A 16,503-nucleotide genomic window follows, 5' to 3' on the forward strand; every position below is an offset into this window, starting at 1 on the left:
TTCCGCTTCGCTTTGAGAGGTAATTAATGAATCTTATCAGCATTCCCGCATTTCAGGACAACTACATCTGGGTTCTTAGTGAGGAGAGCGGCCGTTGCCTGATCGTCGACCCCGGCGACGCGGCACCAGTGCTGGCCGCCATCGCGGAAAATCACTGGCAGCCGGAAGCCATTTTACTGACCCACCACCATCACGATCATGTTGGCGGCGTCAAACAGATGCGCGATGCCTTCCCAGGGATAGTGGTTTACGGACCGGCAGAAACCCTGGATAAAGGAACAACCCGGCTGGTGAACGATGGCGATCGGCTGACTATCCTGGGCCACGAATTTTCTATTTTTTCCACGCCAGGTCACACTTTAGGACACGTCTGTTTCTACAGCGAACCTTATCTGTTTTGTGGCGACACTTTATTTTCAGGCGGTTGCGGCAGGCTCTTTGAAGGAACGCCAGAGCAAATGTATCAATCACTTACGAGAATAAACTCACTTCCAGAAGAGACGCTGATTTGTTGCGCGCATGAGTATACTTTAGCAAACATGAAGTTTGCATTGAGTGTCCTGCCACATGATGTGGACATAAATGATTACTATCATAAAGTTAATGAGTTACGTGCAAAAAAACAAAATACACTCCCCGTTACTCTGAAAAATGAGCGACGTATAAATGTATTTTTACGTACAGATGATGATGATTTAATTAAAGAAATTTCAAAAGAAACAAATTTGCAACACTCTGTACAGAGATTTGCATGGTTAAGGTCAAAGAAAGATAACTTCTGATATTTAACGCTTGTCATTCGTAGCCTTCGCCGTTATTCTTGCTCGTCTTTTAAGCAACTATTGACCACACACATGAAGGCACGAGCGATATTACTCGCCTCTGTCCTGCTTGTAGGTTGCCAGGCCAATCGGGATGGTAACGTACAACAGCACGCACAGAGCCTTTCTGCGGCTAGTCAAGGGGAAGCAGGTAAGTTCACAAGTCAAGCGCGCTGGTTAGATGATGGAACCTTCTACGCGCAAGACCAGGATCTGTGGACTTCGATAGGCGACGAGCTAAAGATGGGAATTCCGGAAAATCCCCGGATTCGCGAACAGAAACAGAAGTATTTACGTAATAAGAGCTATCTCCACGATGTAACTTTACGGGCAGAGCCGTATATGTACTGGATAGCCGGGCAAGTTAAGAAACGTAACATGCCAATGGAACTGGTATTACTACCCATAGTGGAGAGCGCTTTTGACCCGCACGCAACGTCTGGCGCCAATGCCGCAGGCATCTGGCAGATCATTCCGAGCACCGGGCGCAATTATGGTTTGAAACAGACCCGCAGCTATGATGCGCGTCGTGATGTTGTCGCTTCTACTACGGCGGCACTGGACATGATGCAGCGTCTGAACAAGATGTTTGACGGCGACTGGTTATTAACCGTCGCGGCGTACAACAGCGGCGAAGGTCGGGTTCTGAAAGCAATGAAGTCGAACCGTTCGCGTGGTAAACCCACCGATTTCTGGTCGCTTCCATTGCCGCGAGAAACCAAGGTGTACGTACCAAAAATGCTGGCTTTGAGCGATATTCTCAAAAACAGCAAGCGTTATGGCGTGAAGCTGCCGACGGCAGACGAAAGCCGTGCGCTGGCACGTGTTCGCCTCGACAGTCCGGTTGATATTAGCCAGCTGGCAGATATGGCGGGTATGCCTGTCGGTAAGCTGAAAACGTTCAACGCGGGCGTCAAAGGTTCAACGCTGGGCGCAAGCGGGCCAAAGTACGTTATGGTGCCGCAGAAGCACGCCGAACAGCTGCGTGAATCTCTGGCATCAGGTGATATTGCCGCCGTACAGCCCACAGAGCTTGCGGACAACACGCCGTTGACCAGTCGGAGCTATAAAGTCCGTTCAGGCGATACCATGTCCGGGATTGCATCTCGTCTTGGTGTCTCGACGAAAGATCTGCAGCAGTGGAACAACCTGCGCGGTTCTGGGCTGAAAGTTGGTCAGAATCTGGTGGTGGGCGCGGGCAGCAGTGCTGAACGTCTTGCCAGCAACAGCGATAGCATCACCTATCGCGTGCGCAAAGGTGATTCGTTGTCGAGCATTGCAAAACGTCACGGCGTGAATACACGCGATCTGATGCGCTGGAATAACGGCACTGACGATCTGAAGCCTGGCGATCAGCTGACGCTGTTTGTGAAAAACAGCAACCGGCCTGATTCCTGATACGGCTGATTGAAAAGAAAGGCACCGGATCCCGGTGCCTTTTTTGTTTTATACCGCTTTATGCGCCTCAAACATGATCGTATCGCTGGTAAATGAGCCATCTTCCTGCAACGCGAAGTAGGCTTTTACCTCTGCGGATGCACTCTCCTGATATAAACGAATCGCTTCCACCAGCGGTGCCGGCGTCCGCATACGCGCCACCCATGACGTGAATTCCAGCGGCAAACGGTCGGTCAGCAGGTGATTGGTCACCAGCCCGGCGTCATTGGTCAGCGCCAGCCACTCCCCGCTGGAATAGTTACGCACGTGAGAGGTATCGCGCAGTGCTTCAACGGTTTGCAGCCACACGTCACGCACCGGATGGCCAGGCGACATGACGTCCATCATAATCACCACCCCGCCAGGCTTCAGGACGCGTTTTACCTCGCGCAGCGCCTGGCCAACGTCATGCCAGTGGTGCGCAGAATAACGGCTTATCACCACCTCAAAGCTGGCATCCGCAAACGGCAGCGCTTCGGCATAGCCTTGCTGCGTCACGACATTCGACAGCCCTTTATCCTGAGCGGCCTGGGTGACCACCTCCAGCATCTGGCTGGATAAATCATACGCCGTGACTTTGGCTACCTGACCCGCGGCGGCAAAGCTGGCATGCCCGGCACCGCATCCCATATCCAGCACATGGGCGTGGGGGAAATCAGCCAGCCGTTCAGCCAGGCGTTGCAGATCGCGTCCGGATGCATGGACGGCGCTGGTCAGGTAGGCATTGGCCTGTGAACCAAACTGCTGTTCGACGTTGTCATGATGAGAGCGTGTTGTCATGGTGTTGTCCTTCGGTTGTTTGAATAATAAAGGCGGACGACTGGTGGTGCAGGTCCGCCCCATGGCAGACCTGACGTACCTCTATTAATCAGGTTTGCCGGGACTGAATTCGACTAGTAGTGGGTTGTGGTCTGAGGCGCGGGTCACCAGCACGGAAGCATCGTGCACGCTTAACCCACGGTAGAACACAAAATCGAGCGGACGACCAAACGCACGGCGGCGCTGATCGTCAGGGAAACGAACCTCGCGCAGCGACATTTCGCGCGCAAAGCGATAGAGCGCGTTCATTCGCGGACGGCTCCAGGCATTAAAATCACCGGCCATAATTACCGGTCCACTGTGGTGGGCAATCTGATCGCCAATGGGCAGCAACTGCTTGCTGTAGACATCGACGCCCAGGCTGAAGTTAACCGCGTGAATATTGACGACCATCAGCAAACGCATGTCCGGCAGCGGATAAACGGTGACTAACGCAGATTTTGCCAGACGCAGAATCGGCTCGCGCTCGCGCAGGGGGCAGCAATAAACCGGATGAGCCGAAGCCAGCGTCATTACGCCGGAGGGATGCTGCGGCAGGACCAAAGCAGGCACCTGATCGGCAGCCAGATAATTCGTCGTGGCGAACCGCACCATTTCAGGGGTGGTTTGCGCTTCCTGTAACAGCACCAGATGAGCGTCTTTGCCGAAGTTATTGAGAACGGACTTCCACTCAGCGCGCTGCTGCTTGAAGATATTCCACACCAGCACGCGGATTTTTTCATCAGTGCTTAACGGCACGCCGCTAGAGAATGCCGGAGTCACGCCAGCGAACGACCCCGGAGGCAAAATTCTCTCCGCGGGCTGTCCGGCGACATAGCGCATGGCATAAGTGTTCTTTCGCAATTTAGGCATCAAACCTCAATAACAGGGAACCAGCCTGACTGCGGCTGGCTCTTCTGTTATAGGGACTTTCGCAGGCACTTTCAATGCAATTCGCGAGAAACCTTTACCCTTCGACCGTCGCAACCTTTACCGGCTGGGACTTATCCAGGCGCCCGCTCAGGGCAACCAGCAGCAACGCAGCAAGTACTATCACCGCGCCAATCCACGGCGTCTCTGCCAGGCCATAACGTTCAACGGTTTGTCCACCAATAAGCGAACCTAAGGCGATACCGATGTTAAACGCCGCAATATTAAGACCTGAGGCAACGTCAACCGCCGCTGGGGTATATTGCTCCGCTTTCTGCACGACATACACCTGCAGCCCCGGCACATTACCGAAAGCAAAAATGCCCATCACCAACACCGTCGCCAACGCCGCGTACTGAATGCTGGCGGTAAACTGGAATACCAGCAGCAGAACCACCAGCGCGGCAAAGATAAGCTTCAGCGCCGCTACCGCCCCATGTTTATCGGCCAGTTTACCGCCCCAGACGTTACCAATCGCGACAGAGATACCGTAGCCGAGCAGGATCCAGCTCACCGTCGACGGGCTAAATCCGGCCAGTTCCTGCATCATCGGGGCGAGGAAAGTAAACGCCGTGAAGACGCCACCATACCCCAATGCCGTAATGGCATAGATCATCAGCAAACGCGGTTGGGTCAGGACTTTAAGCTGATCTCGCAGGCTTGCGCTGGCGCGGGCAGGGATGGTATTCGGCACCAGAATAAGGCTACTCACCAGCGCAATAACGCCGAGGATCGAGACCGCCAGGAAGGTTTCACGCCAGCCAAAATGCTGGCCGATAAAGGTCCCGACCGGCACCCCGGTAACCAGCGCGACGGTTAATCCGCCAAACATAATGGCGATGGCCGACGCGGCTTTCTCTTTCGGCACCAGGCTGGTGGCGATCGTGGAGCCAATGGAGAAGAACACGCCATGCGCCAGGCCGGTCAACAGGCGGGCAAAGACCAGTGTTTCATAACCAGGCGCTTGCCAGGCTAGCAGATTACCGGCGGTAAACAGCACCATCAGCGCCAGCAGCAGTTGCTTACGCGGCATACGCCCGGTCAGTGCGGTCAGCACCGGGGCACCAATCGCCACACCCAGGGCGTAAATAGAAACCAGCAGGCCGGCAGAAGGCAGCGAGATCGCCAGTTGTTGTGCAATGGTGGGAACCAGGCCCACAATCACAAATTCGGTGGTACCAATAGCAAAGGCACCGATAGTTAAAGCAAGTAGCGCCAGTGGCATAATTCACTCCGTATCATCAGGATTAAGATGACACGCAGTATGCGACGATGTTTAAATAACAAAAACCATCAAAATCTCAATAGATTTTTGTCACAGGTGCAACAATGCGAGCCACGTCAGAAGAGATCGCCATCTTTATCGCCGTCGTTGAAAGCGGCAGCTTTAGCCGGGCGGCAGAGCAGTTGGGTCACGCCAATTCCGCCGTCAGCCGGGCGGTCAAAAAGCTGGAATCGAAACTTGGCGTCAGCCTGCTAAACCGGACGACTCGCCAGCTTAGCCTCACCGAGGAAGGAGAGCGCTACTTCCGCCGCATGCAGGTGGTTCTGCAGGAAATGGCGGCAGCAGAGAACGAACTTCTGGAGACCAGGACGACGCCGAGAGGCTTGTTGCGTGTCGATGCCGCCACGCCAGTCATGCTGCATTTTCTGATGCCCCTGATTAAGCCTTTTCGTGAACGCTACCCGGAGATGACGCTGGCTCTGGTGTCGTCGGAAACCTTCATTAACTTGATTGAGCGTAAAGTTGACGTGGCGATCCGCGCCGGTACCTTGACGGACTCCAGCCTTCGGGCGCGTCCGCTGTTTAGCAGCTACCGGAAAATTATCGCCTCGCCGGACTATCTGGCGCGTCACGGCAACCCGCTGCGGGTTGCTGACCTGAAGGATCATCAGTGCCTGGGCTTCACCGAGCCTGTCTCGCTGAATACCTGGCCCGTATCCTGCTGCGACGGCCAGCTGCTGGAAGTCAACTGTGACATCGCATCAAATAGTGGGGAAACCGTTAAGCAGCTATGCCTGGCGGGAAATGGCATTGCCTGCCTGTCGGATTATATGGTGAACGCGGAAATTGCGAGCGGGGAGTTTGTTGAACTGCTGGCGGAGCACCGGCTACCGGTGGAGATGCCCTTCAGCGCGGTCTATTACAGCGACAGAGCCGTCAGCACGCGCATCAGAGCCTTTATCGACTTTCTGAGCGAGCATGCAAAACAGCTCCCGTAGGAGCTGTAATCACGTTGTATTCAGATGATTGCGCGCGGTCTTAACGATCAGTCCCAAGCGGGAGCCAGGCTTTCCGGGCTCACCAGCCGATCGTTGCACTCCAGCCCGGCGATCGCCTGACGATCGTCCTCATCCAGATGCAGATCCTGCGCGAGCAGATTACTGGCCAGATTTTCACGCTTCGTCGATGAAGGTATAACGGCGTAGCCCTCCCCCATTGCCCAGGAGAGAATGACCTGTGCCGGGGTCGCATTGTGTTTGGCTGCAATCGCGTTAATCACCTCATCTTTCAGCGCATGACCATATGCCAGCGTCATGTACGACGTGATATGAATGCCGTGCGCTGCTGCCCACTCCACCACTTTGCGGTTTTGCAGATACGGGGAGAGTTCTATCTGATTGGTCGCGATATGTTCCGCACCAACGGCCGCTATCGCGCGTTCCATCAGTGGGATCGTAAAGTTGGAGATACCGATCTGGCGAGTCAGGCCCAGCGTTTTCGCTTCCAGCAGAGCGGGCATAAACTCTTCAACGGCCACCGCATCATTCGGTGACGGCCAGTGGATCAGAGTCAGATCGACATAATCGGTCCGCAGCTTTTGCAGACTCTCTTTGAGGCTGGCAATAAGCTGATCTCTGCCCAGGTTTTCAATCCAGATTTTGGTGGTGATAAACAGCTCATCGCGGGCAACACCACTTTCTTCAATAGCCTGACCGACAGCCGCTTCATTTTCATAAATCTGAGCCGTATCGATCGCACGATATCCCAGTTCCAGAGCCGTTTTAACCGACGCAATAACAACCTCATCTTTAAGACGGAAGGTTCCAAGACCCAATGCAGGGATAGTCATAAATGTCCTCGTTTTTTCTTTATGCAGGCGAATTAAGGCCATTATGTTCACGATAATGTCGCAGAAAAAGATCGTTAAAAGCAGAAGTTTTTTGCGAATACAGCAAAAGTCAGGTGATTTTAGAAACAACGAACCCGGATAAATATACCAGCTATAAATAATTGATGAGATGAATTGGATGACAATTAATAATTCATCACATTGAAAATAAACAATATTTTACACGCTCAATTTACCTTAAAAAAACCATCCGCCCTAAATTCATATTCAATGGTATCCCGTTAAAGACAGGTTCAATTGATCTTCTAAATAAATAATCCAGAACAAGAGTATCGCCATGGATCGTATGTGACTTGTTTCAAAGTTACGCTAAAACATTCTTGTATGGTAGTAACTTCACCATTACTTTCAATTCAAAATAAACCTGATTAAAGGCAAGGATAAATAAAGTGAAGCTGAAAACATCTCTGTTTAAAACCCTGATACTCTCTGCCGTTATTTCCTCTTTCCCGGCCATGGCTGCAGATTATTCTCTGAACCTGTCTACCTCTCTGTCACCGGATGACCCCATTTATAAAGGGCTTGAATCGTTTAAAAAGCAGGTTGAAACGCGTAGCGGCAAGAAAATTCGCATCAAACTGTTTTCCTCGGGTCAGCTGGGGGCGGACAATGAATTATTACAGCATGCGCAGTCAGGCAGTAATGTCGGGATAATTGTCGATGGTGCTCGGCTGGCCTCATTTGTTCCAGAATTATCGATTCTCCCGGCGCCATTTGTGTTCCCGGATTATGCCTCCCAGAAGAAATTTACGGAGAGTGAAATTTTCCATTCCTGGGAGCAGCGTCTGGCGGATTCCTCCGGTCTGGTCCCACTCTCTTTTAACTGGTACCAGGGCGCCCGTATGCTGGTAACCAAAAAACCGGTGCAAACGCCTGCCGATCTGAACGGCGTCAAGGTTCGGGCGCTGGAGGCGCCGGTCACCATTGAGACCATAAAATGCATGGGTGGCGAGCCTGTGCCACTTTCCTGGTCAGAAATCTATTCGTCTATCCAGACCGGTATTGTTGATGCTGCAGAAGCCCAGCCAACGGCGGTATATGGCTCGAAACTCTATGAAATCACGAAGAATATTACCAAAACAAATCATATCCATCTGATGACCGGCATCATCGTGTCACAGAAATGGCTCAATGCCCTACCTGACGATCTGCGGACCATTCTGCACGAAGAGGCTGAAAAACAGGGTAACCAGGCCTCTGAAAACACCATCAAAAAAGAACAGGAGCTGCTGACGCTGATGGCTCAGCACGGTGTCAGCGTGGATCCAGTCGATGCCACCCCCTTTAAGCAGGCCTGTGCTTCCGTTCCTGAAAAACTGGGGCTGCAAGATGCCCTGGCAGAGGTTCAGAAAGTCATTTCCAATAAATAATGCAATCCGAGGTATGCCCAGGCGTACCTCTTCTTTTGTGCAAGGACTGATTATGTATAACCGCTTTCGTCAGGCCGAGCTTGCTATTGCAAGGATCGGGCTGGCTTCTATTGTCATTATTATTCTGGCAGGTGGTGTCGGACGGGCCGTCGGGCATCCACTGATCTGGTCTCTGGAAATAGCGATGGTTATTTTTGCCTGGATTTCAGTGCTGGCCATCGATTATGCCCTTCAGGTCCGCAGGCATATTGGCGTCGATGCGGTGGTGCGTCTGCTGTCAGAGAACGCCCGTCGCTGCTGTACCTGGTTTAACGAAACATTGATCCTGATTTTCCTGGGCTGCGGCGTCTGGTACGGCTATAGCTTTACCCTCGCGACCGCAGCCAGCCAGCTGCCGGTCACCGGCCTGTCATCCGCCTGGCTGAACAGCGCGGTGCCTACCGGATGTCTCCTCATGTTCATCAATACCGCCCTGCATATGATGTCAGGGTGTCCGGAATCTGCCGAGGTGTCGGAATTATGATCCTGCTGACCTGTTTCCTGTTTGTCGTCTTGCTGATTATCAGAATGCCCGTCGGGTTTGTGATTGCCATTTCCGCGCTGAGCTTTTTCTTTTTTGATGACTTCATGCCGCCAGGCATCGCATTTCAGAAATTCTCGGCCCCGACGCAATCATTCCCCATCATGGCTACCCCGTTGTTTTTACTGGTGGGAAATCTGCTGAATAAAACGGGGGTCACGACTCGCCTGCTGGATTTTGCCCGAATTATTTCTGGCTGGATGATCGGCGGAATGGCGCAGATTAACGTGCTGCTTGCTTGCCTGCTGGGCGGAGTATCTGGCTCAGCCACCGCAGATGCCGCAATGCAGGCGCGGGTTCTCGGCGTGCCCATGGTAAAACAGGGATACCCTAAACCCTTCACCGCCGTAGTTATTGCCTTCAGCTCGCTGATCACCGCGACCATTCCTCCCAGTATTCTGCTTATTCTGTATGGTTTCGTGGGTAATGTTTCGATTGGCAAACTGTTTATGGCCGGCGTGATCCCCGGGCTTCTGCTGACGGTGATTCTGATGGGGACAAACTATGTCATGGCTAAACGAATGGGGATCAAGCCGGAAATGACCCGCCTGCCGACGCGTCATGATGTCTGGATAAGCTTTAAGAACGGATTCTGGGCCCTGATGTTCCCAGTGGTTCTGATTCTGGTGATCCGCATGGGCTTTTTCACCACCACGGAGGCCGGGGCCTTCATTGTGCTGTATGCCTTTATCATCGGTCGTTATATCTATAAGGAACTGGATAACCAGGCATTTTGGGAAGTGCTGAAAGAGACCATCAGCGATATTGGCGTGGTGATGCTGCTTATCATGTCTGCCGCTATTCTCGGTCATATCACGATCATCGATCAAATCCCGCAGTCTCTGGCAGAAGTCCTGACGTCGCTGACAGACAACCGCTACGGTATTCTGCTCCTGCTGCTAGTATTTATCGCCGTAGCCGGCATGATTTTCGATGGCAGCGTGATTATTTTGCTGCTGACCCCGATATTGTTGCCAATAGCCACTGAAGCGGGATTTGATCCGATCCACTTCGGGATCATCTTCGTGGTGCTCACGTTACTGGGCGCGAATACCCCGCCGGTGGGGATCTGTATGTATACGGTATGCGGCATACTAAACTGTAATACCGTGGCTTTCGTCAGAGCCTCGCTGCCCTATCTGATCGCCTTTTTCCTGTTTATTGGGCTTCTGGTTATCTTCCCGTCGTTGATCCTGTTTTTACCTGAAGCACTGATGTAAGCAGGGGTCGAATTTCAGACGAAAAAAGCCGTATCGCTTTACAGCGATACGGCTTCTAAATAAGTGGCGGAACGGACGGGACTCGAACCCGCGACCCCCTGCGTGACAGGCAGGTATTCTAACCGACTGAACTACCGCTCCACCGAATTTCTTTACAACAACCGGTTTATTGCCCCGGTTTCACTGCTAATTTGATGCCTGGCAGTTCCCTACTCTCACATGGGGAGACCCCACACTACCATCGGCGCTACGGCGTTTCACTTCTGAGTTCGGCATGGGGTCAGGTGGGACCACCGCGCTATCGCCGCCAGGCAAATTCTGTTATCAACACGTCTTAAAGACATATTGACTAATCTGTATCAGGCTGAAAATCTTCTCTCTAATCACCAAAACAGCTTTGGCGTTGTAAGGTTAAGCCTCACGGTTCATTAGTATCGGTTAGCTCAACGTATCGCTACGCTTACACACCCGACCTATCAACGTCGTAGTCTTCAACGTTCCTTCAGGACTCTCAAGGAGTCAGGGAGAACTCATCTCGGGGCAAGTTTCGTGCTTAGATGCTTTCAGCACTTATCTTTTCCGCATTTAGCTACCGGGCAATGCCATTGGCATGACAACCCGAACACCAGTGATGCGTCCACTCCGGTCCTCTCGTACTAGGAGCAGCCCCCCTCAATTCTCCAGCGCCCACGGCAGATAGGGACCGAACTGTCTCACGACGTTCTAAACCCAGCTCGCGTACCACTTTAAACGGCGAACAGCCGTACCCTTGGGACCTACTTCAGCCCCAGGATGTGATGAGCCGACATCGAGGTGCCAAACACCGCCGTCGATATGAACTCTTGGGCGGTATCAGCCTGTTATCCCCGGAGTACCTTTTATCCGTTGAGCGATGGCCCTTCCATTCAGAACCACCGGATCACTATGACCTGCTTTCGCACCTGCTCGCGCCGTCACGCTCGCAGTCAAGCTAGCTTATGCCATTGCACTAACCTCCTGATGTCCGACCAGGATTAGCTAACCTTCGTGCTCCTCCGTTACTCTTTGGGAGGAGACCGCCCCAGTCAAACTACCCACCAGACACTGTCCGCAACCCGGATCACGGGTCTACGTTAGAACATCAAACATTAAAGGGTGGTATTTCAAGGTTGGCTCCACGCAGACTGGCGTCCACGCTTCAAAGCCTCCCACCTATCCTACACATCAAGGCTCAATGTTCAGTGTCAAGCTATAGTAAAGGTTCACGGGGTCTTTCCGTCTTGCCGCGGGTACACTGCATCTTCACAGCGAGTTCAATTTCACTGAGTCTCGGGTGGAGACAGCCTGGCCATCATTACGCCATTCGTGCAGGTCGGAACTTACCCGACAAGGAATTTCGCTACCTTAGGACCGTTATAGTTACGGCCGCCGTTTACCGGGGCTTCGATCAAGAGCTTCTCCTTACGGATAACCCCATCAATTAACCTTCCGGCACCGGGCAGGCGTCACACCGTATACGTCCACTTTCGTGTTTGCACAGTGCTGTGTTTTTAATAAACAGTTGCAGCCAGCTGGTATCTTCGACTGATTTCAGCTCCACGAGCAAGTCGCTTCACTTACCATCAGCGTGCCTTCTCCCGAAGTTACGGCACCATTTTGCCTAGTTCCTTCACCCGAGTTCTCTCAAGCGCCTTGGTATTCTCTACCTGACCACCTGTGTCGGTTTGGGGTACGATTTGATGTTACCTGATGCTTAGAGGCTTTTCCTGGAAGCAGGGCATTTGTTACTTCAGCACCGTAGTGCCTCGTCATCACACCTCAGCGTTAACAGAAGTCCGGATTTACCTAAACTTCCCGCCTACATGCTTAAACCGGGACAACCGTCGCCCGGCTAACATAGCCTTCTCCGTCCCCCCTTCGCAGTAACACCGAGTACAGGAATATTAACCTGTTTCCCATCGACTACGCCTTTCGGCCTCGCCTTAGGGGTCGACTCACCCTGCCCCGATTAACGTTGGACAGGAACCCTTGGTCTTCCGGCGAGCGGGCTTTTCACCCGCTTTATCGTTACTTATGTCAGCATTCGCACTTCTGATACCTCCAGCAACCCTCACAGGCCACCTTCAACGGCTTACAGAACGCTCCCCTACCCAACAACACATAGTGTCGCTGCCGCAGCTTCGGTGCACAGTTTAGCCCCGTTACATCTTCCGCGCAGGCCGACTCGACCAGTGAGCTATTACGCTTTCTTTAAATGATGGCTGCTTCTAAGCCAACATCCTGGCTGTCTGTGCCTTCCCACATCGTTTCCCACTTAACTGTGACTTTGGGACCTTAGCTGGCGGTCTGGGTTGTTTCCCTCTTCACGACGGACGTTAGCACCCGCCGTGTGTCTCCCGTGATAACATTCTTCGGTATTCGTAGTTTGCATCGGGTTGGTAAGTCGGGATGACCCCCTAGCCGAAACAGTGCTCTACCCCCGAAGATGAGTTCACGAGGCGCTACCTAAATAGCTTTCGGGGAGAACCAGCTATCTCCCGGTTTGATTGGCCTTTCACCCCAGCCACAAGTCATCCGCTAATTTTTCAACATTAGTCGGTTCGGTCCTCCAGTTAGTGTTACCCAACCTTCAACCTGCCCATGGCTAGATCACCGGGTTTCGGGTCTATACCCTGCAACTTAACGCCCAGTTAAGACTCGGTTTCCCTGCGGCTCCCCTATACGGTTAACCTTGCTACAGAATATAAGTCGCTGACCCATTATACAAAAGGTACGCAGTCACCTAACAAGTAGGCTCCCACTGCTTGTACGTACACGGTTTCAGGTTCTTTTTCACTCCCCTCGCCGGGGTTCTTTTCGCCTTTCCCTCACGGTACTGGTTCACTATCGGTCAGTCAGGAGTATTTAGCCTTGGAGGATGGTCCCCCCATATTCAGACAGGATACCACGTGTCCCGCCCTACTCTTCGAGTTCACAACGTGTGCATTTTAGTGTACGGGGCTATCACCCTGTACCGCCGGACTTTCCAGACCGTTCCACTAACACACGCGCTGATTCAGACTCTGGGCTCCTCCCCGTTCGCTCGCCGCTACTGGGGGAATCTCGGTTGATTTCTTTTCCTCGGGGTACTTAGATGTTTCAGTTCCCCCGGTTCGCTTCGTTAAGCTATGTATTCACTTAACGATAGTGTGTCGAAACACACTGGGTTTCCCCATTCGGAAATCGCCGGTTATAACGGTTCATATCACCTTACCGACGCTTATCGCAGATTAGCACGTCCTTCATCGCCTCTGACTGCCAGGGCATCCACCGTGTACGCTTAGTCGCTTAACCTCACAACCCGAAGCTGTTTCGTAAAACAGTCCGCATTGCGAAAATTTGAGAGACTCGAACACACCATTTTTCCTTTCTTATTACGGAGAAAGGAAACAGTGTGTCGTTTCAATTTTCAGCTTGATCCAGATTTTTAAAGAGCAAATATCTCAAACGTGATTCCGGAGAACCAGTTTTGAGATATTGAGGTCGGCGACTTTCACTCACAAACCAGCAAGTGGCGTCCCCTAGGGGATTCGAACCCCTGTTACCGCCGTGAAAGGGCGGTGTCCTGGGCCTCTAGACGAAGGGGACACTGAAGTCTCAATCGCAAGACGCCTTGCTATTTACTTTTCATCAGACAATCTGTGTGGACACTACAAAGGCAGGTTCTTCAGGTAAGGAGGTGATCCAACCGCAGGTTCCCCTACGGTTACCTTGTTACGACTTCACCCCAGTCATGAATCACAAAGTGGTAAGCGCCCTCCCGAAGGTTAAGCTACCTACTTCTTTTGCAACCCACTCCCATGGTGTGACGGGCGGTGTGTACAAGGCCCGGGAACGTATTCACCGTAGCATTCTGATCTACGATTACTAGCGATTCCGACTTCATGGAGTCGAGTTGCAGACTCCAATCCGGACTACGACATACTTTATGAGGTCCGCTTGCTCTCGCGAGGTCGCTTCTCTTTGTATATGCCATTGTAGCACGTGTGTAGCCCTACTCGTAAGGGCCATGATGACTTGACGTCATCCCCACCTTCCTCCAGTTTATCACTGGCAGTCTCCTTTGAGTTCCCGGCCGAACCGCTGGCAACAAAGGATAAGGGTTGCGCTCGTTGCGGGACTTAACCCAACATTTCACAACACGAGCTGACGACAGCCATGCAGCACCTGTCTCAGAGTTCCCGAAGGCACCAAAGCATCTCTGCTAAGTTCTCTGGATGTCAAGAGTAGGTAAGGTTCTTCGCGTTGCATCGAATTAAACCACATGCTCCACCGCTTGTGCGGGCCCCCGTCAATTCATTTGAGTTTTAACCTTGCGGCCGTACTCCCCAGGCGGTCGACTTAACGCGTTAGCTCCGGAAGCCACTCCTCAAGGGAACAACCTCCAAGTCGACATCGTTTACAGCGTGGACTACCAGGGTATCTAATCCTGTTTGCTCCCCACGCTTTCGCACCTGAGCGTCAGTCTTTGTCCAGGGGGCCGCCTTCGCCACCGGTATTCCTCCAGATCTCTACGCATTTCACCGCTACACCTGGAATTCTACCCCCCTCTACAAGACTCAAGCCTGCCAGTTTCAAATGCAGTTCCCAGGTTGAGCCCGGGGATTTCACATCTGACTTAACAGACCGCCTGCGTGCGCTTTACGCCCAGTAATTCCGATTAACGCTTGCACCCTCCGTATTACCGCGGCTGCTGGCACGGAGTTAGCCGGTGCTTCTTCTGCGAGTAACGTCAATCACTAAGGTTATTAACCTTAATGCCTTCCTCCTCGCTGAAAGTACTTTACAACCCGAAGGCCTTCTTCATACACGCGGCATGGCTGCATCAGGCTTGCGCCCATTGTGCAATATTCCCCACTGCTGCCTCCCGTAGGAGTCTGGACCGTGTCTCAGTTCCAGTGTGGCTGGTCATCCTCTCAGACCAGCTAGGGATCGTCGCCTAGGTGAGCCATTACCCCACCTACTAGCTAATCCCATCTGGGCACATCTGATGGCATGAGGCCCGAAGGTCCCCCACTTTGGTCTTGCGACGTTATGCGGTATTAGCTACCGTTTCCAGTAGTTATCCCCCTCCATCAGGCAGTTTCCCAGACATTACTCACCCGTCCGCCGCTCGTCACCCGAGAGCAAGCTCTCTGTGCTACCGCTCGACTTGCATGTGTTAGGCCTGCCGCCAGCGTTCAATCTGAGCCATGATCAAACTCTTCAATTTAAGTTTGACGCTCGTGTTTCTTTATTTCTAAAGAAAAGAACTTCGTAATGAATTACGTATGTTCACTCACTGAGACTTGGTATTCATTTTTCGTCCGAGGACGTTAAGAATCCATGTCACTTTGAGTGCCCACACAGATTGTCTGATAAATTGTTAAAGAGCAGTGCGACGGCGCTTGGCGCTCTGTCGCGAGGTGGCGTATATTACGCTTTCCTCTTTCAGAGTCAACCTCATTTTCAGAAGTTTTCTCTTTCAACCCGGCGGCTTGTTTGCCGTTGTTCCGTGTCGATGGAGGCGCATTATAGGGAGCCAGCCGGGAATGACAAGCGGAAAAATGCATTTTTATTTCAACCGCTCATCTTTTATACGTAACGCTTATTTTTGCTGCTTTTTGATAGCTTCAGGCAGGTCTGCCAGGCTATTCAGTACCCAATCAGCGGCATTTTCCGCTTCTGGCGTGACGGGCTTGCCGGTACGAACCAGCACTTTAGTCCCTATAGAAGCAGCAGCTGCAGCCTGCATATCTTCAATTTTATCGCCAACCATATAAGAAGCGGCCATATCAATATGAAGGTAGTCACGCGCAGAGACGAACATCCCCGGGTGCGGCTTACGGCAATCACAGGTCTGGCGATACTCTTCCACCGTCCCCTGCGGGTGATGCGGACAATAATAGATACCGTCCAGGTCAACACCGCGATCGGCCAGTGACCAGTCCATCCATTCCGTCAGCGTTTCAAACTGCGCTTCCGTAAACTTTCCGCGCGCGATGCCGGATTGATTGGTGACCACCACAAGGGCGAATCCCATCTCCTTTAATTGACGCATCGCATCAATGACGCCATCGATAAACTCAAAGTTGTCGATTTCGTGGACATAGCCATGATCGACATTAATTGTGCCGTCACGGTCGAGAAAAATTGCGGGTACTGACTTTGCCACCGTAATGCTCCTGATAAAGGCTAGTCTGATTAGTATCGCAT

The 16,503-nt window shown here is 52.3% G+C and carries 11 protein-coding genes, 2 tRNA genes and 3 rRNA genes; 6 read left to right on the plus strand and 10 right to left on the minus strand.

Going from position 1 to position 16,503, the window contains the following annotated elements; all coding sequences use genetic code 11:
- Nucleotides 1-26 precede the first annotated feature (26 nt).
- Both gloB and mltD read left to right on the plus strand, forming a co-directional pair.
- Nucleotides 27-782, plus strand: coding sequence for a hydroxyacylglutathione hydrolase (gene gloB, locus HF679_RS13795; RefSeq protein ID WP_187042135.1), 756 nt, complete (start codon nt 27-29; stop codon nt 780-782).
- 72 nt (nt 783-854) lie between these two features.
- Nucleotides 855-2,219 carry a murein transglycosylase D gene (gene mltD / locus HF679_RS13800; RefSeq protein ID WP_123755546.1) on the plus strand — a complete coding sequence of 455 codons (1,365 nt, stop codon included), beginning with the start codon at nt 855-857 and terminating at the stop codon, nt 2,217-2,219.
- Between the two features lie 48 nt (nt 2,220-2,267).
- On the opposite strand, the gene HF679_RS13805 is transcribed toward mltD, so the two are convergent.
- From HF679_RS13805 to HF679_RS13815, 3 genes are all read right to left on the minus strand, one after another.
- Entirely contained in the window at nt 2,268-3,038 is a 771-nt protein-coding gene (locus HF679_RS13805; RefSeq protein ID WP_123755545.1) for a class I SAM-dependent methyltransferase, read from the minus strand.
- Between the two features lie 84 nt (nt 3,039-3,122).
- Nucleotides 3,123-3,920 carry an endonuclease/exonuclease/phosphatase family protein gene (locus tag HF679_RS13810; RefSeq protein ID WP_123756210.1) on the minus strand — a complete coding sequence of 266 codons (798 nt, stop codon included), beginning with the start codon at nt 3,918-3,920 and terminating at the stop codon, nt 3,123-3,125.
- A gap of 103 nt (nt 3,921-4,023) precedes the next feature.
- Nucleotides 4,024-5,211, minus strand: coding sequence for an MFS transporter (locus tag HF679_RS13815; RefSeq protein ID WP_123755544.1), 1,188 nt, complete (start codon nt 5,209-5,211; stop codon nt 4,024-4,026).
- 104 nt (nt 5,212-5,315) lie between these two features.
- Between HF679_RS13815 and yafC the strand changes: the two genes are divergently transcribed.
- Nucleotides 5,316-6,209, plus strand: coding sequence for a DNA-binding transcriptional regulator YafC (yafC, locus tag HF679_RS13820; protein ID WP_123755543.1), 894 nt, complete (start codon nt 5,316-5,318; stop codon nt 6,207-6,209).
- A 47-nt stretch (nt 6,210-6,256) separates the two neighbouring features.
- On the opposite strand, the gene dkgB is transcribed toward yafC, so the two are convergent.
- Nucleotides 6,257-7,060: a 2,5-didehydrogluconate reductase DkgB gene (dkgB, locus tag HF679_RS13825; protein WP_123755542.1), complete on the minus strand. Its 804-nt coding sequence runs from the start codon at nt 7,058-7,060 to the stop codon at nt 6,257-6,259.
- 449 nt (nt 7,061-7,509) lie between these two features.
- Here dkgB and HF679_RS13830 point away from each other — a divergent pair, with 449 nt between their 5' ends.
- The 3 genes from HF679_RS13830 to HF679_RS13840 are packed head-to-tail and all read left to right on the plus strand — an operon-like array spanning nt 7,510 to nt 10,290.
- Complete coding sequence (locus HF679_RS13830) at nt 7,510-8,490, plus strand: C4-dicarboxylate TRAP transporter substrate-binding protein (protein WP_227540123.1); 981 nt, start codon at nt 7,510-7,512, stop codon at nt 8,488-8,490.
- Nucleotides 8,491-8,542: 52 nt separating this feature from the next.
- Nucleotides 8,543-9,013 (plus strand): TRAP transporter small permease, encoded by a 471-nt coding sequence (locus HF679_RS13835; protein WP_174510473.1) that lies wholly within the window; start codon nt 8,543-8,545, stop codon nt 9,011-9,013.
- Complete coding sequence (locus tag HF679_RS13840) at nt 9,010-10,290, plus strand: TRAP transporter large permease (protein WP_154143584.1); 1,281 nt, start codon at nt 9,010-9,012, stop codon at nt 10,288-10,290. The genes HF679_RS13835 and HF679_RS13840 overlap by 4 nt, the downstream gene beginning before the upstream one ends.
- A 64-nt stretch (nt 10,291-10,354) precedes the next feature.
- Here the strand turns inward: HF679_RS13840 and HF679_RS13845 are convergent.
- The 6 genes from HF679_RS13845 to gmhB all read right to left on the minus strand — a co-directional run bounded on the left by HF679_RS13845 (nt 10,355) and on the right by gmhB (nt 16,462).
- A tRNA-Asp gene (locus HF679_RS13845) sits at nt 10,355-10,431 on the minus strand.
- 55 nt (nt 10,432-10,486) lie between these two features.
- A 5S ribosomal RNA gene (gene rrf, locus HF679_RS13850) occupies nt 10,487-10,602 on the minus strand.
- A gap of 95 nt (nt 10,603-10,697) precedes the next feature.
- Nucleotides 10,698-13,602, minus strand: a 23S ribosomal RNA gene (locus HF679_RS13855).
- A gap of 218 nt (nt 13,603-13,820) precedes the next feature.
- Nucleotides 13,821-13,896, minus strand: a tRNA-Glu gene (locus HF679_RS13860).
- 84 nt (nt 13,897-13,980) lie between these two features.
- Nucleotides 13,981-15,520 (minus strand): 16S ribosomal RNA (locus tag HF679_RS13865).
- The 16S, 23S and 5S rRNA genes sit together here with 2 tRNA genes alongside, the layout of an rRNA operon.
- Nucleotides 15,521-15,895: 375 nt before the next feature.
- Nucleotides 15,896-16,462: a D-glycero-beta-D-manno-heptose 1,7-bisphosphate 7-phosphatase gene (gene gmhB / locus HF679_RS13870; RefSeq protein ID WP_123757389.1), complete on the minus strand. Its 567-nt coding sequence runs from the start codon at nt 16,460-16,462 to the stop codon at nt 15,896-15,898.
- Between the last annotated feature and the right edge of the window lie 41 nt (nt 16,463-16,503).

Origin of the sequence: Enterobacter sp. JUb54 (assembly GCF_014298075.1) — a bacterium.
GTDB classification, from domain to species: Bacteria; Pseudomonadota; Gammaproteobacteria; order Enterobacterales; family Enterobacteriaceae; genus Klebsiella; species Klebsiella lignicola.